This is a genomic window from Ruixingdingia sedimenti, assembly GCF_031432425.1.
GTDB lineage: Bacteria > Pseudomonadota > Alphaproteobacteria > Rhodobacterales > Rhodobacteraceae > Ruixingdingia > Ruixingdingia sedimenti.
In genome coordinates, this window is sequence record NZ_JAVKPH010000007.1 from 115,032 (window position 1) to 141,716 (window position 26,685).

Here is a 26,685-nt window from a genome sequence, read left to right on the forward strand (position 1 = left end):
ACACTCCTCATTTGCCGATGCAGAAGGACGCGAACACCTCGTCCAAGACCTGCTCGATATCCACCTTGCCGACGAGCGATTCAAGCCGCCCGATCGCCACCCGCAACTCGCTGGCCACGATTTCCTCGCTCACCCCACGGTCCAGCATTTCCGCCGCATCCTGCAAGGCCACCCGCGCCGCCAGTACCGCATCCCGGTGCCGTGCCCGGGTGATCGTCGCGGCCCCCGCCGCGCGCCGACCCAGTTCCGCCGCGATGGCGGCCAGCATTTCGGGCACACCCTGCCCCGTCGCACCCGATACCGCACCCGCGCCACCGCCCGACAGATCCGCCTTCGCCCGCAGATGCAGATCCCCCGGCCGCGCAGCGACAGTATCGGTTATCCCCTCCCCCTCGGGAAGCAGGAATATCCGCATATCCGCCATCTCGGCCCGTCGCCGCGCAAGATCCACGCCAAGCGCCTCGATCACGTCGCCGGTGTCGCGCAGCCCCGCCGTATCCAACAGCGTGACCGCTAAGCCCTCCAGGTCGATCCGCACCTCGATCACATCCCGAGTTGTCCCCGGAATATCGGATGTCAGCGCCGCCTCCCGCCCCGCGATCCGGTTCAGCAGCGTGGATTTCCCGGCATTCGGCGGCCCCACAATAGCCACCTCGAACCCGTCGCGAATCCGCTCCGCCACGCCGAAACCCGCTTCCTCCGCCGCCAGCGCCTCGGCCACCCCATCGACCAGCGCCAGAACCTCGGGACGCACGTCCACCGGCACATCCTCATCGGCAAAGTCGATCACCGCTTCCAGCAACGCCGCCGCCCGGACCAGATCGTGCCGCCACCCCTCGGCCTTGCGCCCCAGTGCACCGGAGAACACCCGCATCGCCTGCCGCCGCTGCGCCTCGGTTTCGGAATCGATCAAATCCGCCAGCCCCTCGACCTGCGCCAGATCCAGCCGCCCGTTTTCCAGCGCCCGCCGCGTGAACTCCCCCGGTTCCGCCATCCGCAGCCCCGGCATCGCGGCCAGCATGTCCAGGACCGCCTGCACCACCGCCATGCTGCCATGCAGATGCAGTTCCACCACCTCTTCGCCGGTAAAACTCGCCCCGGCCTCGAACCACAGCACCAGCGCCTGGTCGATCACCTCGCCCGCATGACGCACGGCCCGCAGCCCCGCCCGCCGCGCGGGCGGCAGATCGCCCACCAGCGCCCGCGCCGCCGTACCGGCCCCCGGGCCGGATACGCGGACAACCGCCACGCCAGCGCGCCCCCGCGCTGTCGCCAGGGCAAAGATCGTATCCATGGCGCCGGAACCCGGTCAGCTGTTCATCGAGTCGAAGAATTCCGAATTCGTCTTGGTCTGCTTCAGCTTGGAGATCAGGAATTCGATCGCATCCGTCGTCCCCATCGGGTTCAGGATCCGCCGCAACACATAGGTCTTCTGCAAGTCGTTCTTGGCGACCAGCAGTTCTTCCTTCCGCGTCCCGGACTTGAGGATGTCCATCGCCGGGAAGATCCGCTTGTCGGCCACCTTGCGGTCCAGCACGATTTCGCTGTTGCCGGTACCCTTGAACTCCTCGAAGATCACCTCGTCCATGCGGCTTCCGGTGTCGATCAGCGCCGTCGCGATGATGGTCAGCGACCCGCCTTCCTCGATATTCCGCGCCGCACCGAAGAACCGCTTCGGCCGTTGCAAGGCGTTCGCATCCACACCCCCGGTCAGCACCTTGCCCGAGGACGGCACCACCGTGTTGAACGCCCTACCAAGCCTTGTGATCGAATCCAGCAAGATCACAACATCTCGCTTATGCTCCACCAGCCGCTTGGCTTTCTCGATCACCATCTCGGCCACCGCCACGTGCCGCGTCGCCGGTTCGTCGAAGGTCGACGAAATCACCTCCCCCTTCACCGACCGCTGCATGTCGGTCACTTCTTCGGGCCGCTCGTCGATCAACAGCACGATCAGATAGCATTCGGGATGGTTCACCTCGATCGACCGCGCAATGTTCTGCAACAGCACGGTTTTCCCCGTCCGCGGCGGCGCCACGATCAGCGCCCGCTGGCCCTTGCCGATCGGCGCCACCAGATCGATGATCCGGGCCGAACGGTCGCGGATCGTCGGATCCTCAATTTCCATCTTCAGCCGCTCGTTGGGGTAAAGCGGCGTCAGGTTGTCGAACAGAACCTTGTGACGCGCCTTTTCCGGGTCGTCGAAGTTGATCTTCGTGACTTTGGTCAGGCTGAAATACCGCTCGTTCTCGCGCGGGGCCTGGATCACGCCCTCGACCGTATCCCCGGTGCGCAGCGACCACTGGCGGATCATGTCGGGGCTGACATAGATGTCATCGGGGCCGGGCAGATAGTTCGCCTCGGGGCTGCGCAGGAAGCCGAAACCGTCCTGCAACACCTCCAGCACGCCGTCGCCGCCGATTTCCCAGCCTTCCTCGGCATGTTCCTTCAGCAGCTGGAACATCATCTCGCCCTTGCGCATGGACGAGGCGTTCTCGATCTCCCATTCCTCGGCCATCGCCAGCAGGTCGGCGGGGGTCTTGGCCTTGAGATCGGCAAGCCGCAAGCGTTCGGTCGTCATCGTCATCACCAGGAAAGGCGCAGGGGCGCAGGACAGCGCGGCGCGAGGATATGCAGGGGGATTCCCGTCCGGGACCGGACGGAAGCTGCGGTACCTGCGATAGCGCGCAAAGTCAACGCTTCAGAACTTCACGATCACGGCAAAGACGATCACCAGCAGCAAAAGCGTCGGTACTTCGTTCATCATCCGGTAGGTCCGGCCCGTGCGGGTGTTGCGTCCCTCGGCGAACTCGCGCCGCCGCGCCGCCAGCCACATGTGGAACCAGGTCATCGCCAGCACCGCCGCCGCCTTGGCCCAGGGCCACGCATCCGACCAGTCCACCACCCCCGGCGTCAGCACCAGCAGCAGCCCAAAGACCCAGGTGGAAATCATCGCCGGATTCATGATCGCCCGCAGCAACCGCCGCTCCATCGTGCGGAACAGGTCCTCCGCCTGGGGCAGGCCGTTGGCCACCTGTTCGGCGTGATAGACCATCAGCCGGGGCAGGTAGAATATCCCTGCCATCCAGGCGATGACCGACACGACATGCAGCGCCTTGATCACCAGATAATATTCCGAAAGCAGGTCGAGCACCGGCAGCCTCCATCGTTGCCTCTTCTTAATCAGAAAGAAATATTTAAAGAAAGGATTCAGAGAATGTTGGCCCTCGGGATAACAGGAAAGCCACAGTTTTCCACCGGATCGCCCCATGGGAAAACCCTGTGGAAAATACCGGGCGCGGCGACGAAACTTTCGTAAAGCCCGAATTATATCATTTGAAATCAATGTCATGACAGGATGATGACAAAGCGGTATCCTGTTGATGCTTTTCCCGCGCCGCCGTGGATGCCCTGTTGCCCACAGGCCGCCTGTTATCCTGTCCCGAGGTGGAAAACCTGCCCCGGCGCTTGACAGCAACGGCGCCAGAGGGCCACTTCCCCTGCAACGGCTCCGGTTGCGCCCACAGCGCCCGCAAGAACAAAACGGCATTTTCCACAGACACGCCCACATCGGATGACAATACCCCTGATCCTTGCCTCCGCCTCGCCCACCCGCACGCGCCTGCTGGCCGATGCGGGCGTCGCCGTCACCACCCGCCCCGCGCGCGTGGATGAAGACGCCCTGCGCGCCGCCATGACGGCAGAGGGCATCCGCCCGCGCGATCAGGCCGACATGCTGGCCGAACAGAAGGCCCGCCGCGTCGCCGCCCAGGCCCCGGATGCGGTGGTGATCGGCTGCGACCAGGTGCTCGACTTCCGCGGCGAGGTCTGGGGCAAACCGGCGGATGCTGATGCAGCCAGGGCACAGTTGCTGGCTCTTCGTGGCCAGACCCACCATCTGCACACGGCGGTCGTGCTATACGAGGCCGGCGCGCCGGTCTGGCGCCATGTGGACGAGGCAAGGTTGACGATGCGCGACTTTTCCGATGCCTGGCTGGCCGGCTATATCGCGCGGGCCGGGGCGGGCATCACCGAAACCGTCGGCGGCTACCGGATCGAGGCAGAGGGCATCCGCCTTTTCTCGCGCATCGACGGGGATCACTTCGGCATCCTCGGCCTGCCGCTGCTGCCGCTTCTCACCTATCTCGGCCAGAGGGGAATGATCGAGTCATGACCGCCGCACCTGCCCGCATTCCGCTTGCCGGTGTCATCGGCTCGCCCGTCGCGCACAGCCGCTCGCCCGCGCTGCACGGCTACTGGCTGCGCCACTACGGGCTCAAGGGCCACTATATCCCGATGGATATCGCGCAGGCCGATCTGCGTCAGGCGCTGGAGGTTCTGCCCAGGCTCGGCTTCGTCGGCGTGAACGTGACGATCCCGCACAAGGAAACGGTGCTGGGTCTGGCCGACATCATCACCGACCGCGCGGCGCTGATCGGCGCGGCGAACACGCTGATCTTCCGCAAGGATGGCCGGATCCACGCCGACAACACCGACGGGTCCGGCTTCATCGCCAACCTGCGGCAAGAGGCCGCGCACTGGAACCCCGGCGCGGGCCCGGCGGCGGTTCTGGGTGCCGGCGGCGCCGCCCGCGCCGTGGTCGCCGCCCTGCTGGAGGTCGGCGTGCCGGAGGTCCGCGTGGCCAACCGCACCCGCCCGCGCGCCGATGCCCTGCGGGCCGATTTCGGCGCGCGCGTCGTGGTCTACGACTGGGTGCAGGCCGGCAACATGCTGGAAGAGGCCGCGACCGTGGTGAACACCACCGCGCTCGGCATGACCGGCAAGCCGGAATTCCGCGTGCCTCTGGATGCGCTCGACCCCCGCGCGCTGGTGACGGACATCGTTTATACGCCCTTGGAAACCACGCTGCTGCAACAGGCCCGGGCCATCGGCTGCACCACGGTGGACGGGCTCGGCATGCTGCTGCATCAGGCGGTGCCGGGGTTCGAACGCTGGTTCGGCAAGCGGCCCGAGGTCACGCCCGAAACCCGGGCTGCGGTGCTGGCGGGATGACGGTGCCGTTCCGCCTGGGCCTTACCGGTTCCATCGGCATGGGAAAATCGACCACCGCCGGGCTCTTCCGGGCGGAAGGCGTACCCGTCTGGGACGCCGACGCCGCGGTGCACCGTCTTTACGCCCCCGGCGGTGCGGCGGTCGCGCCGCTGGCCGCGCTGCATCCGCCTGCGCTGGTGGATGGCGGTATCGACCGGGGCGCGCTGAAGGCATGGATCGCCGCCGACCCATCGGCGCTAAGCCGGATCGAGGCCGTGGTCCACCCCCTCGTCGGCGCCGACCGCGCGGATTTCATCTCGCAGGCAACAGCCGACATCGTGGTGCTGGACATTCCGCTGCTGTTCGAGGGCGGCAGCGACGCGATGATGGACGCCACCCTTGTCGTCACCGCCCCGCCCGCGCTGCAACGCGCCCGCGTCCTCGCCCGCCCGGGGATGACCGAGGCGCAGTTCGACACCATCCTGTCCCGCCAGATGCCGGACCGTGACAAACGCGCCCGCGCCACCCATATCATAGAAACGCTGGCGATGGAGTCCGTCCGCGCCTGCGTCATCGCCCTGATCGCCTATATCCGCAGTACCCGCCATGCGTGAAATCGTTCTCGATACCGAAACAACGGGGTTCGAACCCTCGGAAGGCCACCGCATCGTCGAAATCGGCGCGGTGGAGCTGGTGAACCACATGCCCACCGGCCGGACCTACCACCAATACATCAACCCCGAACGCGACATGCCGGCAGAGGCTTTCGCCGTTCACGGGCTTGGCGACGATTTCCTGCGCGACAAGCCGGTTTTCGCACGTATCGCGGCGGATTTCGTGGAATTCATCGCCGATGCGCGGCTGGTGATCCACAACGCCACCTTCGACATGAAGTTCCTGAACTTCGAACTGGGCCTTCTGGGCTATCCGGCGATGCCTGCCAACCGCGCGCTGGATACGCTGGCGATGGCACGCAGCCGGTTTCCCGGGGCGCCGGCCTCGCTGGATGCGCTGTGCCGTCGCTTTGGCGTGGACAATTCGGCGCGCACCAAGCACGGCGCGCTGCTGGACAGCGAGATCCTGGCGGAAGTCTATCTGGAACTCATCGGCGGCCGTCAGCCCGGGCTGACACTGGCCGTCGGCCCCGCGACGCCGCGTGCGGGAAGCGCCGAAACCCTGGGCACCTGGCGCCCCGGGCCGCGCCCGCGCGCCCTGCCCCCGCGCGTGACAGCAGAGGAAACCGCCGCCCATGCCGCCTTTGTCGGGGCCATGGGCGATGCGGCGATCTGGAAGAAATGGGGCGGCTGACCGCCCTCAGTTCGTCACCGCCGGCTGCTGCTGTTGCCGCCGGGCCAGTTCCTGCCGGTAAAGGCCGAGGAAATCCACCGGATCGAGGTTCAGCGGCGGGAAGCCGCCGTCGCGGGTGATGTCCGACACGATGCGGCGGACGAAGGGAAAGGTCATCCGCGGGCATTCGATCAGCAGGAAGGGGTGCATCTGGTCTTCCGGCACGCCTTCGACATGGAACACCCCGCCATAGTCGATTTCCAGCAGGAACAGCATGTCGCCATTGCCACTGCGGTTCTTGGCGGTGATCTTGTATTTCTGCGTCACCTCGTACTGGTGATCCGCCGACCGCTTGGCCGCGTCGAGGCTCACCTGCACCTGGATGTCGGGCTGGACCTCATTGCCCGATTGCAGGCCGCGTTGCACGAGCGCGTTCTCGAACGACAGGTCGCGGATGTACTGCGCCATCACCTGCAAGCGGACCTGCGGTGCGGCCTGCGGCTCTGCCTGCGGCGTCCCCCCATTGGCGTCGGACATGGTGTTCTCCTGCTGAAATGCTTTGTGCGGCCTGTCTATCAGGAAGGCAGGTCGCCCACAACGTCACCGGCCAGCGTCATTGGCCCCTGTCATCGGGCAGCGGCGGGCGCGTCCAGCCAGAGGGGCGGTGGCGGGTGTCGGAAGGGTCTACCTCTTCCCATTCGCCCTCGATCGTCTCGCCCCGCATGCCGGCCCCGCGTGCGGCGAAACCGCCCAGGTTGACCGTGACCACCCGCGCGCCCACCCAGCCGATCAGCGCCCGGCGCAACGGCGGCGTCAGCAGCATCAGCGCGACCGCATCCGACAGGAACCCCGGCAGGACCAGCAACACCCCCGCCAGCATGATCAGCGACCCTTCGGCCAGCGCCCCGCCCGGGTCCGCGCCCTGCGCCAGCGCCGCGCGCATCCGCCCCGCCGTCACCGCGCCCTGGCGGCGCAGCACCGCCATGCCCGCCACCGCCGCCAGCACCACCAGCGCCAGCGTCGGCCACAGCGAAAGCCACCCGCCGACGATCACGAACAGCGCGATCTCGATCAGCGGCAGCAGGACGAACGCCCAAAGAAGCCCCCTGGCCATCTTACCTCCAGTGCAAAGGTGGACTTGACCCCACCCACCGCTTACATAATGAAAAGCGGCCCTCTCACCAAGCGGTCGCCCCCGGATTTCCGGGCAGACGACCCCCAACCGAGGTAACGATGAGCTCTCCCGTGTTGCAGCTTCTGGTTCTGGCCGCCATCGCGGTGTTTCTTATCCTGCGCCTCCGAAGCGTTCTCGGAACGCGCGAAGGATACGAAAAACCGCCCCTGCCGCCGGCGACAGAGGCGGATGAACGCCCGCGCCGGCGCGATTTCGCCGTGATCGAGGGCGGACCCGACCGCGACATCACCGACCACGTGCCCGAGGGCAGCCCCTCCGCCCGCGCGCTGGCGGCGATGAAGAACGCCGAACCCGCCTTTTCCGTGTCGGATTTCCTGCATGGCGCGCGCGGCGCGTATGAGATGATCCTGATGTCGTTCGAAAAGGGCGATCTGGCGGCGATCCGGCCTTTTCTGGCCGAAGAGGTCTACCAGACCTTCGCCGAGGTGGTGGCCGCACGCGAACGTGAAGGGCTGACGGTCGAGGCGAATTTCGTCGGCCTGCGGGAACTGACGCTGCAATCCGCCACCTTCGACCGCGACACGCGCGAGGCCGAACTGACCGTGCGTTTCGTCGGCGAACTCACCTCGGTCGTGCGCAACCGCGTGGGCGAGGTGGTCGAGGGCAGCCCGACCGAAATCCGCCGCCAGCGCGACGTCTGGACCTTTGCCCGCAACATGGGCTCCGACGATCCGAACTGGCAGCTGGTCGCCACCGGGGAATGATGCGTGCGGCGGCCCGCGCCCTTGGCGCCGCCCTTCTGGCCGCGGCCCTTGCCGTGACCGCCGCCCCCGCGCAGGAACTGTCCTTCGACGATCTCGAAGGTTGGGCGCGCGACGACCACGCCGCGGCGCTGGCCGCCTTTCGCGGCAGTTGCGACCTGATCAGGGGGCCGGAATGGGCCCCCCTGTGCCGTCTGGCGGCGGATGTGACCGATGCGCGGGCATTTTTCGAACTGTTCTTCCGCCCCGTTCAGATCGGCGCGCCCCCGGCGCTGTTCACCGGCTATTACGAACCCGAACTGGCCGGATCGCCCACCCGTTCCGGGCGCTTCGCCCATCCGATCTATGCCAAGCCGCCGGAAATGAACCCCCGTTCCATCTGGCATTCGCGGGCAGAGATCGAACGGCGCGGCCTGCTGCGCGGGCGCGGGCTGGAACTGGCCTGGCTGGATGACCCGGTGGAGGCGTTCTTTTTGCAGGTGCAGGGATCGGGCCGGATCCGTTTCCCGGACGGGCGGGTGATGCGGGTGGGTTTCGCGGCCAAGAACAACCACCCATACCGTTCCATAGGCGCCGAACTGGTGCGCCGGGGGCTTTTCAAGGCGCATGAGGTGTCCGCCCGCGCCATCCGCGATTACGTGCGCCGCAACCCGGCGGCGGGGCGGGCGCTGTTGTTGACCAACCCGTCCTTCGTGTTCTTCCGCCGGCTGGACGACCTGCCCCCCGAAAGCGGGCCCTTCGGCGCGATGGGGCGGCCGGTGACGGGCGGGCGGTCCATCGCCGTGGATCCGGCGCATGTACCGCTCGGCGCGCCGGTCTGGGTGGAAAAGGACGCGCCGGGGCCCCTGCGGCGGCTGATGGTGGCGCAGGATACCGGCACCGCGATCAAGGGCGCGCAACGGGCCGACATCTTCTATGGCACCGGCATGGCGGCGGGCGAGGTCGCGGGCCGGGTGCGCGATGGCGGGCGGATGGTGGTGCTGATGCCGCTGGCGATCACCCTGACAGCCGCGGGGCGGTGACATGGCGCGCCCGCCCCGCCCCCTGCACCCGGAAGAGGCCGAATTGTGGGACCGCGTGGCCCGCAGCACCCGGCCCCTGCACCCCCACCGCCCGAAGGCGCCGGAACCTGCGGCAGAGCCCCCCGCCCTGCGCCCACCCCTGCCCCGGCAGGATGCGCCGGGCCTGTCGGCCTTCCGCATCGGTGCGCATGCCCCGGGCGGCGCCCGCAGCCATGACCTTGCCCCCCCGCTGCGCGATGAACTCGCCGCCGCGCCGTTACGGATGGATGCCAGGACCTACCGCACCATGCGCCGCGGCAAGACGGTGCCGGAGGCGCGGCTGGATCTGCACGGCATGACGCTGGCAGAGGCGCATGGCGCGCTGATCCGGTTCATCCTCGGGGCGCATGCGGGCGGGCTGCGGCTGGTGCTGGTGATCACCGGCAAGGGCAAGATGCGTGACGATCCCGGCCCCATTCCGGCCCGCATGGGGGCGCTGCGCCATCAGGTGCCGCGCTGGCTCCACCTGCCGCCGCTGTCCGCCGTGGTGTTGCAGGTGGCCGAGGCGCATCTGAAACACGGCGGCGCGGGGGCCTGTTATGTCTACCTGCGCCGCCACCGCGGTCAGGACTAGTCCACCAGCCCCACCACCGGCGACAGGATGATCTGCGTCGCGTTCTGCACCGTCAGCACCGCCCCCGGCAGCAGCCCCACCCGCCCCAGTTCGTCGGCCCGCAGCGCGGTGTTGATATCGGGCATGCGGCTCAGCAACTGGATCAGCGCGGGCGAGGTGCCGGGCGTGAAATGCCCCGTGCCGTCCGAATAGGCCCCGACCTCCAGCAGCGTCACGTTCAGGTCCTTGAGTTCCGCCACATCCCGCAGGTTCCCCAACCGCGCGCGTTCGCCCGTGATCCGCGCCGACAGCGCCAGCGCCATGTCGCGGCGCGAGGTGAAGACGACGAAGGGCTCCGACAGATGCCCGACCGCGCTGGCCTGCGCCTTGAACACATCCACGTCGATGTCGGGCGAAATCAGCACCACCCCGCCGACCTTGCGCAGCACCTTTGTCTCGCCCCGGATCGACATCTGGCGCAGCGCCTCCATCGTCAGATTGGCGCCCATCGAATGCGCCACCAGGATGATCCGTTCGGCACCCGCCGCAGAGGTTTCGAGGATCAGCCGTTCCAGCCCGTCGCGGGCGAACAGCGCGGAATCGCGGTCGTAGACATAGCCGAGGGGGCTTGCCCGCGACGGCCAGGCGTAATGCGCCACCACGCCGGACATCTTGAGGTCATGGCCGAACTGCGCGATGCGATAGACGCCTTCGGCGAAATTGGTGTTGAACCCGTGGACAAAGACCACCGCCTCGCGCTGGCCCTTCGGCAGGGCGCGCAGCGACCGGCCCATCGCGGCGCGGAATTCGGCGGCCGACCCGAACTGTTCCGCCGCGGTGGTCAGGAACTGCGTCCGCGGGTCGGGCGTGCCGCGCCGGGGCGCCCAGGTGATGGTGCCCAGTTCCCGTTCCGGCGGGATGGAGATCGCGTAGCGTTCGTAGGTTTCCGTCAGGTTGCGCAGATGGCCGTGGACGCCGGTTCCGGCATCCACATCGCGGCTGGTGGCAACAAAGATCTCTTGCGTCGTGCCGATGTCCGCCGCCTCGGGCAGCAACACCATCGCCCCGCGCGGGGCACAGCCCGCCAGCAGCAGCGCCAGCGCCAGCAGCCGCAGCGCGTCAGAGAACATAGCGGCTGAGGTCCGCCGAGCGGGCCAAGTCGCCGACATGGCGTTCCACGAAGCCGTCATCCACCACCACCTCTTCGCCGCCACGGTCGGGCGCGGTGAAGGACAGGTCCTCGAACACGCGCTCCATCACCGTATATAGCCGACGCGCGCCGATATTCTCGACGCTTCGGTTGACCTCGGCGGCAATCCGCGCCAGCGCGGCGATGCCGTCGGGGGTGAAACGGACCTGCACGCCTTCGGTTTCCATCAGCGCGGTATACTGGCGGGTCAGGGCGTTGTCGGTCTCGGTCAGGATGCGGGTGAAATCTTCTTCCGTCAGGGCGGAAAGCTCCACCCGGATCGGCAGCCGCCCCTGAAGTTCCGGCAGCAGATCCGACGGCTTGGCGATATGGAACGCGCCGGAGGCGATGAAGAGGATATGGTCGGTCTTGACCGGCCCGTGCTTGGTGGAAACGGTCGTGCCTTCGATCAGCGGCAGCAGGTCGCGCTGTACGCCTTCGCGGCTGACATCGGCGCCGCGGGCCTCGGCGCGGGCGCAGACCTTGTCGATCTCGTCGATGAAGACGATGCCGTCTTCCTGCACCGCCTCCAGCGCCGCGGCGCGGACCTGTTCGTCGTCCAGCAGCTTGTCGGCCTCTTCCCCGATCAGCACCTCATAGCTTTCGGCGACAGTCATCCGCTTGCGGACCCGCCGCCCGCCAAGGGCCTTGCCGAACAGATCGCCCAGATTCATCACCCCCATGCCCATCCCGCCCGGCATTTCCATCTGCGGAAAGGGGTTGGAGGTATCGGCGACCTCAAGCTCGATCATCGTCGCGTCAAGTTCGCCGCGCTTGAGCTTGCCGCGGAACATGTCTTTCGTCGCCTCGCGGGCATCGGTGCCGGCCAGCGCGGCGATCACCCGGTCTTCCGCCGCCTTGTGGGCGCGGGCCTTCACCTCTTCGCGCATCCGCGCGCGGGTCTCGATCATCGCGGCGTCGGTCAGGTCACGGATGATGCTGTCCACGTCGCGGCCGACATAGCCGACCTCGGTGAACTTCGTCGCCTCGACCTTGAGGAACGGCGCGCGGGCCAGCCGCGCCAGTCGGCGGCTGATTTCCGTCTTGCCCACGCCGGTGGGCCCGATCATCAGGATGTTCTTGGGATAGACCTCGTCGCGCAGCCCCTCGTCCAGCTGCCGCCGCCGCCAGCGGTTGCGCAGCGCTACGGCCACGGCGCGCTTGGCGTCGCGCTGGCCGATGATGAAGCGGTCAAGCTCGGATACGATCTCGCGCGGGGTGAGGTTGGTCATGGTTGCTCCGCATAGGGGGGAAGGCGGTTCTTGCCCGGAAACGCGGGCAGCGCCCGCATCAAGGCGCCGCGCAGGTCCGTCCACCAGCTGCCGAGGCCGGTGACGATGGCGCCGAGGATCAGCAGCAGAAGGGCGATGGACCCGGTGCTTTCCCCGATCCGCAGGGCCCAGACCAGCAGCACCGCCAGATAGCCCAGACCGGCGGTCAGGAAACTGCGCCGGTCGATCGCCAGCGCCAGCCCGGTGATGACCACCAGCGCCAGGGCCAGCGCCAGATACCCCGCCGTGCCCCCGGTGTTCCAGGCCGTCAGCGCCACGGTGTTGACCAGCGCGGGGGCGGCAAGGATATGCAGCCAGAACCCGGTGGCCGACCACCGCCCCAGCCGCCAGGGATCGCGCATGTCGCAGTAAAGCCCCGCCGCCAGCGCCAGAAGCCCGAAGATCAGCGTGGCGACGGGCAGGCCGGTGCCATGCGTCAGGTCGAAGGCGGCCTCCCAGCTGTCGGGGAAATCGCCGAAGGGCATCACCCAGTCCACCAGCAGGAACACGATCGCGGCCGCCACCAGCCCCATCGGCAGCGCCATGAACGGCACCCGGAAGGTGCGGAAATGCGCCGCCAGCGCGATCAGCCCCAGAACGGCGTAAAGCAGGACCCAGCCCCGCGCCTCCTGCATGTTGTCCAGCATCTTGCCCATCAACTGGCCGATGGTCCCCAACGCCCCGCAGGCAAAGGCCACCGCCAGCACGATCGAGGGCAGCGTCATCCGCCGCCGCCGGGTGAAGTAGAGCGCCAGCCCCCAGGCGACCGCCGCCGCGATGGCGGGCAGGACGGGGCCTTCCATGATCGCGGCCAGCGTCATGACCCCGGCGATCAGCAGGATGAGCCCGACCGACACGAAGATCTCGGCAAAGCCCTTGAACAGTTCGAACGGCTCGTCATCCGGGCCCATCGCGGCGCGCTGCCCGGCGCGGGCCTGCGCCAGAACGGTCAGCCGCGCCGCCTGCGCCTCGGTGATCGTGCCGGCGGCAACGGCGGCGCGCAGATCGTCGGGCGTCAGCAGGGCGGTGCCATGGGGCAGCGCGGCGGTCTCGGTCATCGGGCGGGCCCCTCGGTGGTTCGCCGATCACAGGTATGGCCAAGCGCAGGGCACTTCAAGCCGCAAGGGCTGGCCGTATCGCCGCCTAAGCCCCGATCCGTTCGACCGTCAGGTTGCCGTTGGTATAGACACAGATATCGGCCGCGATGGCCATCGCCTTGCGCGCGATCTCCTCGGCGCCCAACTCGGTTTCCATCAGCCCCCGCGCCGCGGCCAGCGCGAAGTTGCCGCCGGACCCGATGGCCGCCACGTCATGTTCGGGTTCCAGCACGTCGCCCGCCCCGGTGATGACCAGCAGCACCTTGCCGTCGGTGACGATCAGCATGGCCTCCAGATTGCGCAGGTACTTGTCCATGCGCCAGTCCTTGGCCAGTTCCACGCTCGCCCGCGCCAGCTGCCCCGGCATCGCCTCCAGCTTCTTCTCCAGCCGTTCCAGCAGGGTGAAGGCATCGGCGGTGGAACCGGCAAAGCCCGCCACCACCTGATGCCCGCCGGGCGACAGGCGGCGCACCTTGCGCGCGGTGCCCTTGATGACGGTCTGGCCCAGGCTCACCTGCCCGTCGCCGGCCACCACCACCTCGCCGCCGCGCCGCACCGCGAGGATCGTGGTGCCGTGCCAGCCGGGAAACCGTTCTTCCGCCATCGCCTGTCCTCCGCCTGCCATCGCACTATGACCACCGCGCCCGGAAAGCCGACGTCATCTTGCCCCGACCCTGCCCGAAAACAAAGGGCGCCCCGCAAGGCGCCCCGACCGACCCCAAGGGGCCGAAACCTCAGATCGCGCTTTCGATCCAGCTTTGCAGCGCGGCCTTGGGCGCGGCGCCGACCTTGTTCGACACCACCTGCCCGTCCTTGAACAGGAACAGCGCCGGAATGCCGCGAATGCGCATGTCGGCGGTGGCGCCGGGGTTTTCGTCCACGTTCACCTTCACGATCTTCACGCGGCCGGCATAATGTTCCGACAGCTCTTCCAGCGCGGGGCCGATCTGTTTGCAGGGGCCGCACCATTCGGCCCAGAAATCGACGACCACGGGGATGTCGGACTGGCGGACTTCGGCGTCGAAGGTGGAATCGGTGGCGGCGACGGAGGGCATTTCATATCTCCCAGACGGAATGTGTCGCCTCAGAAGGTAAGAAGGCGGCCGGGGGCCGTCAACCCACCGCTGCGCGCCGCAGCGCCGCATTCACCAGATCTTGTGGCAGGGGCATCAGAAGGGGCGCGGCGGTCCAGACCACCGCCGTTTCCACCCGCCGCCCGGGATAGATCTGCGCCAGCGCCGCCGCATAGGCGCCCATCTGGCGCAGGATGCCTTCGGGCACGTCCTCGGGGCGGGGGGGCACGATGCGGTTGGATTTGAAATCCACCGCCAGCACACGGTCGGGCGTGACCACCAGCCGGTCGATCGCCCCCATCATCCGTCGCCCGCCGAGATCCGCCACCACCGGCACCTCTGCCAGCGTATCGGGGGCGAACAGGGCCGCCAGCGCCGGATCGCGCAGCACCGCCCCCGCCTCTGCCAGCAGCCCCGCATCCGCGCCCGGCAGGGTGCGGGCCAGCGGTTCCCATTCCGCCTCTGCCCGCCCGGGCAGCAGTTCCAGCAGCCGGTGCAGCGCCGTTCCGCGCGCAAGCGCGTCCGGGTCGCCCTCGCCCGCCAGCGCCTTCGCCCCGCCGAGGTCGGATGGCGACAGCGCCGCCATGGGCCGGGGGGGCGTCGCGGCATGGCTGCGCGCCCAAGGGGGCAGGGGCGGCGGGGCGGGGGGTGCTGCCGCCACTACCTCTGCCGCCGTATCGGGCCAGTCGCCGTGTTGCAGGCGCAGCCCCGCCCCGGTCGGGAAATCCTGCGCAACCGCCCCCGCGGCCTCTGCCCCGGCGCGGATCAGGTCGTGCCAGGCCTCGCCCTTGTCCAGCTTGCCCGCCGCCGCCACGATCAGCCAGCTTTCCGCCCGCGTCATCGCCACATACAAAAGCCGCAGGTTTTCCGCCGCGCGCCGCGCCTGCGCCTCTGCCCGGGCTTCGGCCATCGCCGGGGGCATGTCGGCGCTGGCCACGCGCCAGATCGGCGTGCCATCGGCGAGCGTGACGATTTCACCCTGTTCGGGCAGTTTGCGGTCGGCGGTGTCGGGCAGGATGACCACCGGTGCCTCCAGCCCCTTGGCGCCGTGCACCGTCATCACCCGGATCCGGTTGCCCGCGCTGTCGGGCTGGCGCTTGACCTCGATATCGTCGGTCTGAAGCCAGCCGAGAAAGCCGGTCAGGCTCGGGATTTCCACCCGCTCATAGGCCAGCGCCTGTTGCAGGAACTGGTCGATGCCGTCCTCCGCCTCCGGCCCCAGACGGGCGATCAGCTTGCGGCGGCCGTCATGGCGGGTCAGCATGCGGTCGATCAGTTCGAACGGGCGCAGGTAGTCGGCCTGGTCGCGCAGGTCGGTCAGCACGCCATGGGTGTCGGCGAAATCCGTCGCCCGGTCGCGCAGCGCCGCCCAGAGGTATCCCTTGCGGCCATGGGCGAGGTCGTGCAGCGCCGCCTCGCCCCAGCCGAACAGGGGCGACCGCAGAATCGCCGCCAGCGACAGGTCGTCCTCGGGCAGCGACAGAAAGGACAGCAGCGCCGCCAGATCCCGCACCGCCATTTCCGCACCCAGACGCAGCCTGTCGGCCCCCGCGATCGGCAGGCCGCGGGCCTTGCAGGCGCGGATGATCTGCTGGAACAGGGCCGATCTGCGCTGCACGAGGATCAGGAAATCCCCCGCCCGCACCGGCCGGAACCCGCCCCCCTGCGCCGGCACCGGCGCACGCGCCGCGATCATCCGGCCGATTTCCGCCGCAATGGTTTCGGCCAGTTCGGCGGTGTGGTGGCGCGGGGCGGGCATGTCCACCGGGTCGAACCAATCCTGCGGTTCGGGGTCGTCCGCCGGGGGCAGGGCGGGCCAGACATCGACGCGCCCGGGCATGGCCGAACGGAACGCCAGATGCCGCACCGCACCGCCGAGCGCCTCGGGCCCGAAGGTCCGGTCCACCACGTTCAGCACCGCGGGCGAGGACCGGAAGGAATATTCCAGTTCCAGCACGTTCAGCCCCTGTTGCGCGGCCGCCAGCCGGGTGCCGAACTGGGCCTGCATCGCCTCGAAAGTCGAAAGGTCGGCGCCCTGGAACGAATAGATCGACTGTTTCCTGTCGCCGACGACAAAGATCGTCCGCCCCTCGCCCCGCGCGCCTTCGCCGGCGGTGAATTCCTGCGCCAGAAGCTCGATCACCTTCCACTGGTCGGGCGAGGTATCCTGCGCCTCGTCCACCAGAATATGGTCGATGCCGCCATCCAGCCGGTACAGCACCCATTGCGCCACCGAAGGATCGGTCAGCAGCGCCCGCGCCCGCAGGATCAGGTCGTCGAAGTCGAGCCATCCGCGCAACAGCTTGCGGCGTTCGTATTCCGGCAGGAATCGTGACGCAAACGCCTGCAACACGGCCCCCCGCATGGCGGCCACGAGGGCGAGCCGTCCGGGCCGCGCGGCCTCTACCCGCGCCATCCAGTCCTCCAGCGGCGCCAGCAGGGGGCCAAGCGCCGCGCGCGTGTCCTTGGTGGGCAGGCTGCCGATCTTGGCGGCAAAGGGCGCCTTGGTCTTCTCGCCGAAAAGGAACAGCCCCTCCAGCGCCGCCAGCACGCCAAGATCGGGCGCGTCCAGGTCCAGCGCCGCGAGCGTTTCGGCCAGCTTGACGTCCGTCGCCTTGCCCTGCGCCAGCACCGGCGCGGCCTTGGCCAGCCACGCAGCCTCACCCCCCAGGAACACATCGGCCAAAAGGCGCTTTGCCGTCATCCCCTCCGGCAGGCCGAAAGCCGCGTGCAGGTCGTGGGGGGCGGCAAAACCGGCACGGTGGCGGGCGCATTCCGCCGCCAGATCGGTAAAGCTTTCGCCGGAATAGTGACGCGCCAGCGCGGCGATCACCCCGTCATCGGCATCCGCCATTTCCTCGATGATCTCGGCCCGCAGCAGTTCGGCGGTGCGGTCGTCCATTTCCGTGAACTGGGGCGACACCCCTGCCTCCAGCGGAAAGCGGCGCAGAAGCGAGGCGCAGAAGCTGTGGATCGTCTGGATCTTCAGCCCCCCCGGCGTCTCGATCGCGCGGGCGAACAGGCGGCGGGCGGCGGCGAGCGTTTCGGCATCCTGCGTGCCGCCGACGCCAAGCTGGTCAAGCTCTGCCCGAAGCGCACCTTCCTCCAGCATCGCCCAGGCACCCAGACGGCGGAACAGCCGGTTCTGCATCTCGCTCGCCGCGGCCTTGGTATAGGTCAGGCACAGGATCCGCTGCGGCTGACAGCCCGCCAGCAACAGCCGCGCCACCCGGTCGGTCAGCACCCGGGTCTTGCCCGACCCCGCATTGGCCGACAGCCAGGTGGATGCCCCCGGATCCGCCGCCTGCACCTGCCGTTCGCTGGCCGCATCGCGGATCATTCGGCGCCCCCCACATCGACGGGCACCGCAGGGTCGCTCTGATCCCATTCGCCGTAGCGGGCGAGGTGGTCGTAATCGCCGCCGAAGCGCAGGTTGAACACGGCACGGCGCGAGACATAGCCCTGTTCGCGCCGGGCGTAGCGGGCCAAAAGCGTCTCTAATCCGGCCCAAGCCGCCTGCAATTCCTCCGGCCCCATATCCACCGCCCGCGCCTCGGGGCTGGTGCCGAGGCCGACATAGGTGCCCCGCCCCGGCTCCACCGGCCCGATGGCGGCAAAGCCCCCGCGTTCGGCCAGCGCGGCGGTCAGCAGCACCTGTTTGTTGAAATGGGTCAACTGGTCTTTCGACGGCGGGCTGCCGGTCTTGTAGTCGATCACATGCAGCCGCCCGTCCGGCATCATGTCGATCCGGTCGGGTTTCGCGGTCAGGGTGATGTCCACCCCCGGAATAGTCACTGCGCCGGGGGTTTCCAGCACCACGGGCACGCCGGGGTTCGCCGCCTCGAACGCCACGAACCAGTCGGCCACCCGCGCGATCCGCGACAGCCACAGCGCCCGCGCGGCGGGCCAGGGCACCAGCCGGTCAAGCTCCGCCCGCGCAGTGGCGATCAGCCGGTCGCGGGCGGCGTCGGGCGTCTCGGCTTCCGGCCGGGCCAGGGCGAAACGTTCCATCACCGCATGCAGGACGGATCCGCGCAGCCGCGCATCCGGCGCCCGGCCGAGGGGGTCGAGCGGATAGAGCCGCAGGATATGCCGCGCATAGACGGCATAGGGATCGCGGATCAGCGTCTCGATCCGCGTCACCGGCAATATCCGGGGCCGCTGTGCCACCGGCGGGCGCGGGGCGGGGCGGGTGGCGCGATCCACCGCGTTTTCGGCGGTTTCGAGACTGCGGGCATGGGTGAGCCAGACCCGCCCCCGCGCCCGCATATCGGCCAGCGCCTCCGGCCCATGCCGGCCGGCCAGCCCCTGCATCAGGTTCGTCAGCCGGTTCAGCCAGCGCGAGGGCAGGGTTTCCGCCTCTGCATCCCGCACAGCGCGGGTCAGCACGACCTGCGGTGCGGCGATCGCCTGTTGGAAATCATGCGCCGACAGGCCGATGCGCCGCTCGGGCAGCAACAGCCCCGCGCGCAGCCGCATCTGCCGGTTCAGCCAGGGATCCGGCGGGGGCAGTTGCGGCCAGGTGCCGTCATTGAGCCCGCCGAGGATCGCCAGATCCGCGCCCTGCACCCGGGCCTCCAGCGTGCCCCAGATCATGATCGCGGGATGGGGAATGGCGCTTTCGCGGACCTCTTCGTGCAGCAGCGCGGCGAAAAGCGCGTCGTAATCCGCCGGGCCCATCGGCCCGCCATGATCGGCCTCTGCCACCAGCGCCGCCACGGCGGCCTGCGCGGCCTCGCCCGCCGTATCCTGCCACAGCCTGCCGGTACCCCCTTCGCCGGGGCCCTGGGCGAGCGTTCCGGCCAGCGACAGGTGATGCGCCAGATGGTCGGCCAGCGGGCGTTCGCCGATGCTGTCGATGCCGGAAAGGCACTGTTCCAGCCAGACCCCCCAATCCTCTGCCCCCCGCGCGCTGGCCCATGCGCGCAGCAGCGGCCCATCGGGAAAGGCGGGGCCGTTGCGGCGCAGGTCCAGTTCCAGTTCGCGCACCAGCAGCAGATGGGGGCCGCGATCCACGCCGGAATGCGCCAGCGGATGCTTCAGCAGCGCCAGCAGCGCGGGTGCCGTCAGCCGCTGACCGAAGAGCCGCGCCACCTGCCGCAGGAACCGCCCCGGCGCCGACAGCGCCAGTGGCTGGCCCGCGCTGTCGTCGGGCAGGATCCCCCAACGGTCGAGCGCCGCCACCACCTGCCGCGCCAGGCCTCGGTCGGGGGTGACCAGCGCGGCGCGGCGGCCATCCTCTGCCGCCTCGCGCAGGATCAGGGCGATGGCCAGGGCCTCGTCCCGCGGGCCGGGGGCCTCGATCAGCGTCAGGCCCGCGGTGGCGGCGCGCAGATCGGGCAGGGCGGCGCCTTCGGCCAGCCACTGGTCCGTCACCGGCGCGGGGCGCAGTGCCAGAGAAACGAGCCTGTTGCGGCCCAAATCGGGTGGTTCGGTACCGCACCACGCCTGCACATCGCCGGGCCGCAGGTCCAGCCCGCGCAGCAGATGGGCAAAGCGGTACTGAGGGTGGTCCTCTGCCGTCAGCGCATCGTCGAGGTTGTCCCAGACCGCCGCGGGCATGGTGAAATCGAACCCCGGCAGGATGATCGCCCCCTGCGGCAGCCGCGCCACCGCCTGCATCAGCAACGCGGTCGTCCCGCGCGACCCGGTAGATCCCGCGACGATCACCGGGCCCAAGGGCGGCGCCTTGGCCCATGCGGCGGCCAGAAGGGTCACGGCCAGCCGCCGCCGCGCCTCGGGGTCCGGGGCGGTGCTGTCGGCGAAGAAGGGGGTGATGATGGACAGGAAGGCCTGCGTCCGCTGCCAATGCGCCGAATGGTCCGACACGTCGAGCGCGGCGACCCGTTCCGGCGGCACGCCCTCGCCCGCCATTTCATCCATCAGCGCGGCAAGGCTGTCGGCCAGATCATAAAGCGCCGCGCGCGGGGCCATGTCGGGCTGCGCATCCAGCAGCCGGGCGATCAGCCGCGTCAGTTCCAGCCGCCGGCGAAGGGGAGGCAGCGCGGCGGGTACGCCGGGCAGCGGGTCATGCGTCAGATCGCTGACCAGCCGGATGCGCGGCAGCAGGCCCGGCCCGGCGGCGGCGAAGAGATCCGTCACCCGGCGGCGCATGCGGGTGGTGTTGACAAACAGCGTGACACGGGCCAGCGCCTCCGGCGGGCCGGGCAGGCGGGTGCGCAGTCCCTCGACCAGCGCGCGGGGGAAATCGACCCCGGGGGCGAGGCCGAAAACCCGGGGGGCGGGCCCCTCAAACACGCCCGGCCTCTTGCAGCATCGCCTCGGCCAGCGCGATGCCCTCGGGCCGGCCCACATCGCACCAGCCGCCGTGGTGGAGCATGCCGTGCGCCGTACCCCCCGCGATCATCGCATCCCACAGGCGGTTGAGCGAGAAGGCGCCCGGAATCATCTCTATCCCGGCCGGATTCACGATCTGCGCCCCCAGATAGACCAGCGGCCCGCCGCGCGTGATCCGCCCTTGGTCGTCCAGCGCGAAATCCCCCTTACCGCTGTGCCCCGTCACCCGGTCGGCGGGCGCCAGCAGCAGCAGCGCGCGCATATGTGCCGGATCCCAGCCCGAACGCAGGCGCGACAGCGGGTTTTCCCCCGTCCAGACCGCATCGGTATTCAGCGTGAACACCGGCCCCGGCCCCAACAGGGGCAGCGCGGCGCGCAGGCCCCCGCCGGTTTCCAGGATCTCGGGTTCCCACGACAGGGCGACATCCGCCCGCCCGGCCAGATGCGCGGCGATCTGGTCGCCCAGATAGTGCAGGTTCACCACCTTGCGCGCCACGCCCGCCCCGTCGGCCAGCGCCAGCGCATGGTCGATCAGCGCCCGGCCCGCGACCGGAACCAACGGCTTGGGCCGCGTCGCGGTCAGCGCGCCCATGCGGGTGCCGAAACCCGCGGCGAACAGCATCACAGCGTCGGGATCGTGCCGCATTGGTCCGTGATCCGTTGCAGGGCGGCGGGGGAGGGCGGCGGCAGGGCGGCCGCGCGCGCCAGCCCCGTAAGCGCCGGATGGGCAAGGTTCTGCTGCAACTGCCCCCAGACCCGGGGGATCAGCCGCACATAGCCCGGCTTGCCGTAATGCAGCGACAGCCGCGCGAAGGTACCGAGGATCCGCAACGCCCGTTGCGCCCCGAGCGCGGCGCAGGCGCGGGCGACCTGTGCCTCCTCCCGCCCCGTGGTATCGGCGAAACGGCGGATCATCGCGGGCTCGATCCCGGGGGACACATCGCGCCGCGCGTCCTGCAGCATCGAGATCAGGTCATATGCGGGCTGTCCCATCTCTGCCGACTGGAAATCCAGCAGGCCGACACGGGCAAGGCCCGCGCGCCCCGGCAGCCACAGCAGGTTTTCGGCGTGATAGTCCCGCAGGATCACCACCGGGGGCTCTGCCGCCAGCCGGTCCAGCGCCTCGGCCACGGCATCCATCAGCGGTGCGGGGTCCGCCCGTTCGCCGGTGATCGCGAAGGCATACCAGCCGACCGCCAGCCCCGCCGCCCGCGCCATGGCGGGGGTGTCATAGGCCGCCAGCCCTGCGGGGGCCGGATGGGCATGCAGATGCGCCAATACATCGGTTGCGGCGGCATAGAGACGATCCTCGCCCGCCGGATCGCGTTCCAGCACCCGGGCGTAAAGGTCGTCGCCCAGATCCTCCAGCAGCAGGAATCCCGCCGCCTCGTCCGCCGCCAGACATCCCGGCGCGCTGAGGCCGAGGGCGCGCAGATGCCCTGCGATATGCAGAAAGGGGCGCACGTCCTCGCCCTTTTCCGGCGGGGCGTCCATCAGCACGGCGGTTTCCGCGCCACGGTGCAGGCGGTGATACTTGCGGTTCGACGCATCGCCGGCCAGAAACCGCATCTCTGCCGTGCCCCACCCGGCTTGCCCTATGAACGCCGCCATAAGCGCCGCGCGGTCAGTCATCGAAACCCTCTTCTTCCAGCGCGGCCAGCAGGCCCGCCCATTTCGGCCCGCCGGCGAAGGCGGCCCGCCGCCCTTCGCCATCCGCGGAAAGTTTCACGTGTAACGCATCCGTCGGGGTGGCGGCACCCATCCGGTCGGGCCATTCGATCAGGCACAGGGCGGTGCCGATGGCCTCTTCCAGCCCCAGTTCGGCCAGTTCGTCCGGGTGCGACAGGCGGTAGAGGTCGGCATGCCAGATCGTCAGGCCGCCCGCCTCATAGCTTTGCACCAGCGTGAAGGTGGGCGAGGGCACGTCCTCGTGCAGCCCTTGGGCCGCCAGCCGCGCCTGGATCAGCGCGCGGGCCAGATGCGTCTTGCCCGCCCCGATCGGCCCCGACAGCAGCACCACATCCCCCGCGCCGAGCCGCCCGGCCAGCCAGCGGCCAAGGCGGTCTGTGGCTGCGGCATCGGGCAGCGGCAGGGAAAGCGTGCGGTCGGTCATGGGGCAGAGTTGTAAACGCTCTGCCAGCCCCCGCAAGCCCGGTTCAGGCACCCTGGCGTGCGGCCGCGCGGGCGGGGCGGGCATCGGGCGGCTGATCCGCCCCCTGCGCGAGTGAGAACCCCGCCAGCGTCGCACCCCCCGGCAACGGCACGAACCGGCAGGCAAGCGCCCGACCGTCCAGCAGCCGGGCATGGGCCTTCCATGCCGCGCGCGGGCCGGCATCGGCAAGGAATTCGCCCGCCTGCATCCAGACCGGGCTCGGTGCCGTCAGCGCCTGCCAGCGGGCGCAAAGACCGCTTGCCCCCGCATCCGCCAGCACCGCGCCCGGATCCTCGCCCCAGAGCGCGGCATAGGCGGTGTTCGACATGATGACCTGCCCGGCGGGGGAAAAGACGGCCACCGCCTCTTCCATCGTGTCCACCACCATCTGGCCCAGTTCCACATCGGCGCGATAGCGGCGGGTGCGGCTGATCTCGTCGGTGATGTCCTCGATCATCAGCGCCAGTGCGCCTTCGGGGTGCGGGCGGCCCAGAACGTGATAGGTCAGACCCGAGGGCAGCGACCATGTTTCCTCGAACACGCCCTCGCTGGCCGATTTTTCCAGCGCCGCGATCTGCCGCCGCCAGCTTTTGTAATCCTTCGGCTCGGGGATCATGCGGCGGCTGCGCATCGCGTCGAGAAAGGAAAAGAGGCTCGGCCGGGCGGACAGGAAATCCACCGGCAGGCTGCTGAGGTCGGTCAGCGCGGGGTTGAACAGTTGCAGCCGCCGCTGCCGGTCGAAGATCGCCAGGCCGATGGGCAGATGGGCAAAGGTCTTGGTCAGGGTCTGGACGAATTCGCGCAGCGCCTCTTCGGCCTGCACGGCGCCGTCGGCGGGCAGGGCGAACACCAGTTGTTCTGCGCCCGCGGCAAAGGCGTGGTGGTCGAACCAGAGCGGCCTGTCCTGCCCCGTCACGGCGATCTGGAACCGCTGACCCGCCGCCGCGCCCTCTGTCACGGTGGGGAAAAGCCGCGGCAGCGGCCAGACCCAGGCCCCTTCCTCGCCCAGCACCCGCGCGGCGAGGGCGGAATAGGCGCTGTTCGCCCAGGTCACGCTGCCGTCCGGGGCCTCGCGCCAGATCGGGAAGGGTGCGGTATCGGTGGTGTGGCGCAGGGATTCCAGTTCCTCATCCTGCGCGCGTTGGGTCAGTGCATCCACCATCTGCGCCCGCCCCTGCGCATGCGGGTCGAGCACCGAGAACTTGCGCAGGCCCCCCCGCCATTCCGCCACCAGCGTGATCGGATCGGCGGCGCGCGAGGTCAGCGTCACCCGGCCGAGGTCGGGCAGGTTCGTCACCATCGGTTCGAACCCGTCGAACCGTTGTGCGGCAAAGGCGGCAAAGCGCATCCAGGGATCGCCGCGCACCGGCATCGCGGCCAGCAGGGCGCGGCCGGAATCGCTTGCATCCACAAGGGTTTCCCCGTCGAACAGCAGGACCGTGCCGGGTTCGTCCTGCGTGAACAGCGATGTGGCGGGCAGCCGCCGCGCCGAAAGAATGGAAAGCACCATAAGGGCCGAAAGCGCCGCCGCAAAAGAAACGGCGAAAAGACTGAACACAATACCCAGATCCACTGACACCTCCAGGAACCCACAGATGCACGGGCAGCTGCGGGCACAACTAGGAAGTGTAAACGTTAAGCAAAGCTTAATTTGTGCGATTAAATCGCACAGCCGCAGCCGTACAAACCGTGTGTTGCGGTTGCGTCACGGGGTGAAGGGCTGGTTGCCGCCCAGGGCCTCGGTCCCCTCTGCGGCGATACGGTCCAGCGGCCAGACCACCTCCACGATGGCGCCGGACCGCGCCGGGCGGTCGCCCTCGGGCATCTCGGTGCCGTTGGCGAAGGTCAGTTCCGCCCCCGACCGTTCCAGCAGCGTCTTGGCGATGAACAGGCCGAGCCCCATGCCCTCATACCCCGCCCGGCCCTCGTTGCGGCTGCGCATGAAGGGTTCGCCGATGCGGCGGATGGTCTGCGAGGGATAGCCGGGCCCGTCGTCGGTGACGCGCACGGTCAGCCTGTCGGCGGTCCAGCGGCCGTCGATCCAGACGTTGCCCTGTGCGAAATCCACCGCGTTCTGGATCAGGTTGCGCAGGCCGTGCAGGATTTCCGGCGCGCGGTGCACGGTTGGCTGGCGCAGGTCGCCGCCGGGGCCGGGCGCCAGGTCGAAATGCAGCACCTTGCCCCGCGCGGCATGGGGCTCGCCCGCCTCGCGCAGCAGCGTATCCAGCGGCGCGGTGCGCATCAGCTTGTCGTCCTTGCCGGCCCGCCCCATGGACCGCAGGATATCGCGGCAGCGGTCGGCCTGATCGCGGATCAGGGCGGCGTCGTCGCGCAGATCGGGCAGGTCGCGGTCGTCCAGTTCCTCGATCAGTTCGGCGCTGACCAGCTTGATCGTGGCCAGCGGCGTGCCCAGTTCATGCGCCGCCGCGGCCACCACCCCGCCCAGATCCGTCAGCTTCTGTTCCCGCGCCAGCGCCAGTTGCGTCGCCACCAGCGCCTGCGACATCGACCGCATCTCTGTCGAGATCCGGTGGGAATAAAGCGCAAGGAACGCCACCCCGATCACCACCGCCAGAAGAAAGCCCCATTCCAGCACCGGCGGCAGCGCCAGCACCGCCCCGTCCGCCAGCCGCAGCGGCAGGTTCACCTGCCAGACCAGCGCCACCAGCCCGATGGCCAGCGCCCCCAGAACCAGCGTGCTGCGCAGGCCCAATGCGGTGGCCGAAACCGTCACCGGCGCCGCGATCAGCAGCGCGAAGGGGTTCGCCAGCCCCCCCGTCAGCGCCAGAAGCCCGGCCAGCTGCGTCAGGTCGAACACCAGCGTGACCAGCGTTTCCGGTTCCGACAGGCGGCGGTTTTCCGGAAAGACGAAGGTCGCCACCAGGTTGGAGATCATCAGCGCCCCCACTGCGGCCAGACAGGGGCCGAGCGGCAGTTGCACGCCCAGATAGCGGTCGGCCAGCAGGATCGCCGCGGTCTGCCCGATCACCGCCAGCCAGCGCAGCCATACCAGTGTGCGCAGGCGGATCCGCGCGCGTGCCGCATCGGCATCGGAAAACTCGTCAAAAGCGGTGGAATGGGTCATCGGGCGCTCCACTGGGCCTTGACCCTTGTTAGCGGGGGCGCGATCAGGGATCAATGAGGCGGCAGTAGAAGGAGTATCCGGTCATGTCGAAGCTTTATGCAGGCTCTGCCGTCGCCGTCGTGCTGGCGTTGATCGCCGGCAGCCTGTGGTACGTGATGGGCGGTCGCGGCGACGATCGCTTTGCCGAATGCCGCACCTCTGCCGTCGCCGGCGGGGCCGGGGCCATCGGCGGGCCCTTCACGCTGGTCGATCAGACCGGCGCCACCGTCACCGACCGCGATGTCATCACCAAGCCCTCGCTGGTCTATTTCGGCTATACCTTCTGCCCCGATGTCTGCCCGATGGATGCCGCGCGCAATGCCGAGGCGGTCGATATCCTCGAGGAAATGGGATACGAGGTGACGCCGGTCTTTATCTCGATCGACCCCAAGCGCGATACGCCCGAGGTGCTGGCGAATTTCGCCGGCAACATCCACCCGCGCATGATCGGCCTGACCGGGACGGAAGAACAGGTCAAGGCCGCTTCGCTGGCATACCGGACCTATTACAAGGCGCAGGAACCCGCGGACGACTACTATCTGGTCGACCATTCGACCTTCACCTATCTGGTCCTGCCGCAAACCGGCTTTGCCGAGTTCTTCAAGCGCGAGACCACGCCCGACCAGATGGCCCAGCAAGTGGCCTGTTTCATCGACGCTTCCTGACCCGGGGGCAAGGCCGCGTGCAACCGTG

At 69.0% G+C, this 26,685-nt stretch carries 25 protein-coding genes; 8 read left to right on the forward strand and 17 right to left on the reverse strand.

Annotation, left to right across the window (positions count from 1 at the left end; all coding sequences use genetic code 11):
• Positions 1-7: 7 nt before the first annotated feature.
• The 3 genes from mnmE to RGD00_RS08625 form a co-directional block, all read right to left on the reverse strand.
• The gene (gene mnmE / locus RGD00_RS08615) at positions 8-1,294 is read right to left on the reverse strand and encodes a tRNA uridine-5-carboxymethylaminomethyl(34) synthesis GTPase MnmE (protein WP_310456906.1); all 1,287 of its coding nucleotides are present in this window, start codon (positions 1,292-1,294) and stop codon (positions 8-10) included.
• Positions 1,295-1,309: 15 nt separating this feature from the next.
• Entirely contained in the window at positions 1,310-2,581 is a 1,272-nt protein-coding gene (rho, locus tag RGD00_RS08620; protein ID WP_310456907.1) for a transcription termination factor Rho, read from the reverse strand.
• Positions 2,582-2,701: 120 nt separating this feature from the next.
• A complete protein-coding gene (locus RGD00_RS08625; protein WP_310456908.1) occupies positions 2,702-3,154 on the reverse strand; it encodes a CopD family protein in 453 nt (150 codons plus the stop codon).
• 426 nt (positions 3,155-3,580) lie between these two features.
• Between RGD00_RS08625 and RGD00_RS08630 the strand changes: the two genes are divergently transcribed.
• The 4 genes from RGD00_RS08630 to dnaQ are packed head-to-tail and all read left to right on the forward strand — an operon-like array spanning position 3,581 to position 6,300.
• Entirely contained in the window at positions 3,581-4,174 is a 594-nt protein-coding gene (locus RGD00_RS08630) for a Maf family protein (protein WP_310456976.1), read from the forward strand.
• Positions 4,171-5,013: a shikimate dehydrogenase gene (locus RGD00_RS08635; protein ID WP_310456909.1), complete on the forward strand. Its 843-nt coding sequence runs from the start codon at positions 4,171-4,173 to the stop codon at positions 5,011-5,013. Before RGD00_RS08630 ends, RGD00_RS08635 begins: the two co-directional genes overlap by 4 nt.
• Positions 5,010-5,606, forward strand: a complete 597-nt coding sequence (gene coaE / locus RGD00_RS08640) for a dephospho-CoA kinase (RefSeq protein ID WP_310456910.1) — start codon at positions 5,010-5,012, stop codon at positions 5,604-5,606. Before RGD00_RS08635 ends, coaE begins: the two co-directional genes overlap by 4 nt.
• A complete protein-coding gene (gene dnaQ, locus RGD00_RS08645) occupies positions 5,599-6,300 on the forward strand; it encodes a DNA polymerase III subunit epsilon (RefSeq protein WP_310456911.1) in 702 nt (233 codons plus the stop codon). The genes coaE and dnaQ overlap by 8 nt, the downstream gene beginning before the upstream one ends.
• A 6-nt stretch (positions 6,301-6,306) precedes the next feature.
• Here the strand turns inward: dnaQ and secB are convergent, their stop codons facing one another.
• Positions 6,307-6,816 (reverse strand): protein-export chaperone SecB, encoded by a 510-nt coding sequence (secB, locus tag RGD00_RS08650; RefSeq protein ID WP_310456912.1) that lies wholly within the window; start codon positions 6,814-6,816, stop codon positions 6,307-6,309.
• Between the two features lie 76 nt (positions 6,817-6,892).
• Positions 6,893-7,393: an FxsA family protein gene (locus tag RGD00_RS08655; RefSeq protein ID WP_310456913.1), complete on the reverse strand. Its 501-nt coding sequence runs from the start codon at positions 7,391-7,393 to the stop codon at positions 6,893-6,895.
• 119 nt (positions 7,394-7,512) lie between these two features.
• Here RGD00_RS08655 and RGD00_RS08660 point away from each other — a divergent pair, with 119 nt between their 5' ends.
• Genes RGD00_RS08660 through RGD00_RS08670 form a run of 3 tightly spaced genes read left to right on the forward strand, consistent with a single transcriptional unit; the run spans position 7,513 to position 9,810 of the window.
• A complete protein-coding gene (locus RGD00_RS08660; RefSeq protein WP_310456914.1) occupies positions 7,513-8,178 on the forward strand; it encodes a Tim44/TimA family putative adaptor protein in 666 nt (221 codons plus the stop codon).
• On the forward strand, positions 8,178-9,197 hold the full coding sequence (mltA, locus tag RGD00_RS08665) for a murein transglycosylase A (RefSeq protein WP_310456977.1): 1,020 nt from the start codon (positions 8,178-8,180) through the stop codon (positions 9,195-9,197). Before RGD00_RS08660 ends, mltA begins: the two co-directional genes overlap by 1 nt.
• Before the next feature lies 1 nt (position 9,198).
• A complete protein-coding gene (locus RGD00_RS08670) occupies positions 9,199-9,810 on the forward strand; it encodes a Smr/MutS family protein (RefSeq protein WP_310456915.1) in 612 nt (203 codons plus the stop codon).
• On the opposite strand, the gene RGD00_RS08675 is transcribed toward RGD00_RS08670, so the two are convergent.
• From RGD00_RS08675 to regB, 12 genes are all read right to left on the reverse strand, one after another.
• Entirely contained in the window at positions 9,807-10,919 is a 1,113-nt protein-coding gene (locus RGD00_RS08675; protein WP_310456916.1) for an alpha/beta hydrolase, read from the reverse strand. The genes RGD00_RS08670 and RGD00_RS08675 overlap by 4 nt on opposite strands.
• On the reverse strand, positions 10,909-12,210 hold the full coding sequence (hslU, locus tag RGD00_RS08680) for an ATP-dependent protease ATPase subunit HslU (RefSeq protein ID WP_310456917.1): 1,302 nt from the start codon (positions 12,208-12,210) through the stop codon (positions 10,909-10,911). The genes RGD00_RS08675 and hslU overlap by 11 nt, the downstream gene beginning before the upstream one ends.
• Positions 12,207-13,307 (reverse strand): hypothetical protein, encoded by a 1,101-nt coding sequence (locus RGD00_RS08685; RefSeq protein ID WP_310456918.1) that lies wholly within the window; start codon positions 13,305-13,307, stop codon positions 12,207-12,209. Before RGD00_RS08685 ends, hslU begins: the two co-directional genes overlap by 4 nt.
• A gap of 85 nt (positions 13,308-13,392) precedes the next feature.
• On the reverse strand, positions 13,393-13,950 hold the full coding sequence (gene hslV / locus RGD00_RS08690) for an ATP-dependent protease subunit HslV (RefSeq protein WP_310456919.1): 558 nt from the start codon (positions 13,948-13,950) through the stop codon (positions 13,393-13,395).
• Between the two features lie 130 nt (positions 13,951-14,080).
• Positions 14,081-14,401, reverse strand: coding sequence for a thioredoxin (gene trxA / locus RGD00_RS08695; protein WP_310456920.1), 321 nt, complete (start codon positions 14,399-14,401; stop codon positions 14,081-14,083).
• Positions 14,402-14,459: 58 nt separating this feature from the next.
• On the reverse strand, positions 14,460-17,759 hold the full coding sequence (gene addA / locus RGD00_RS08700; RefSeq protein WP_310456921.1) for a double-strand break repair helicase AddA: 3,300 nt from the start codon (positions 17,757-17,759) through the stop codon (positions 14,460-14,462).
• Positions 17,756-20,677, reverse strand: a complete 2,922-nt coding sequence (addB, locus tag RGD00_RS08705) for a double-strand break repair protein AddB (RefSeq protein WP_310456922.1) — start codon at positions 20,675-20,677, stop codon at positions 17,756-17,758. The genes addA and addB overlap by 4 nt, the downstream gene beginning before the upstream one ends.
• The gene (locus tag RGD00_RS08710) at positions 20,670-21,362 is read right to left on the reverse strand and encodes a nucleotidyltransferase family protein (RefSeq protein ID WP_310456923.1); all 693 of its coding nucleotides are present in this window, start codon (positions 21,360-21,362) and stop codon (positions 20,670-20,672) included. The genes addB and RGD00_RS08710 overlap by 8 nt, the downstream gene beginning before the upstream one ends.
• Positions 21,338-22,348: an aminoglycoside phosphotransferase family protein gene (locus RGD00_RS08715; protein ID WP_310456924.1), complete on the reverse strand. Its 1,011-nt coding sequence runs from the start codon at positions 22,346-22,348 to the stop codon at positions 21,338-21,340. Before RGD00_RS08715 ends, RGD00_RS08710 begins: the two co-directional genes overlap by 25 nt.
• The gene (gene tsaE / locus RGD00_RS08720) at positions 22,341-22,829 is read right to left on the reverse strand and encodes a tRNA (adenosine(37)-N6)-threonylcarbamoyltransferase complex ATPase subunit type 1 TsaE (protein WP_310456925.1); all 489 of its coding nucleotides are present in this window, start codon (positions 22,827-22,829) and stop codon (positions 22,341-22,343) included. The genes RGD00_RS08715 and tsaE overlap by 8 nt, the downstream gene beginning before the upstream one ends.
• 43 nt (positions 22,830-22,872) lie before the next feature.
• Positions 22,873-24,378, reverse strand: coding sequence for a PAS-domain containing protein (locus RGD00_RS08725; protein WP_310456978.1), 1,506 nt, complete (start codon positions 24,376-24,378; stop codon positions 22,873-22,875).
• A 195-nt stretch (positions 24,379-24,573) separates the two neighbouring features.
• Complete coding sequence (regB, locus tag RGD00_RS08730; RefSeq protein WP_310456926.1) at positions 24,574-25,953, reverse strand: sensor histidine kinase RegB; 1,380 nt, start codon at positions 25,951-25,953, stop codon at positions 24,574-24,576.
• A gap of 83 nt (positions 25,954-26,036) precedes the next feature.
• Here regB and RGD00_RS08735 point away from each other — a divergent pair, with 83 nt between their 5' ends.
• Complete coding sequence (locus tag RGD00_RS08735) at positions 26,037-26,657, forward strand: SCO family protein (protein ID WP_310456927.1); 621 nt, start codon at positions 26,037-26,039, stop codon at positions 26,655-26,657.
• Positions 26,658-26,685: the final 28 nt, after the last annotated feature.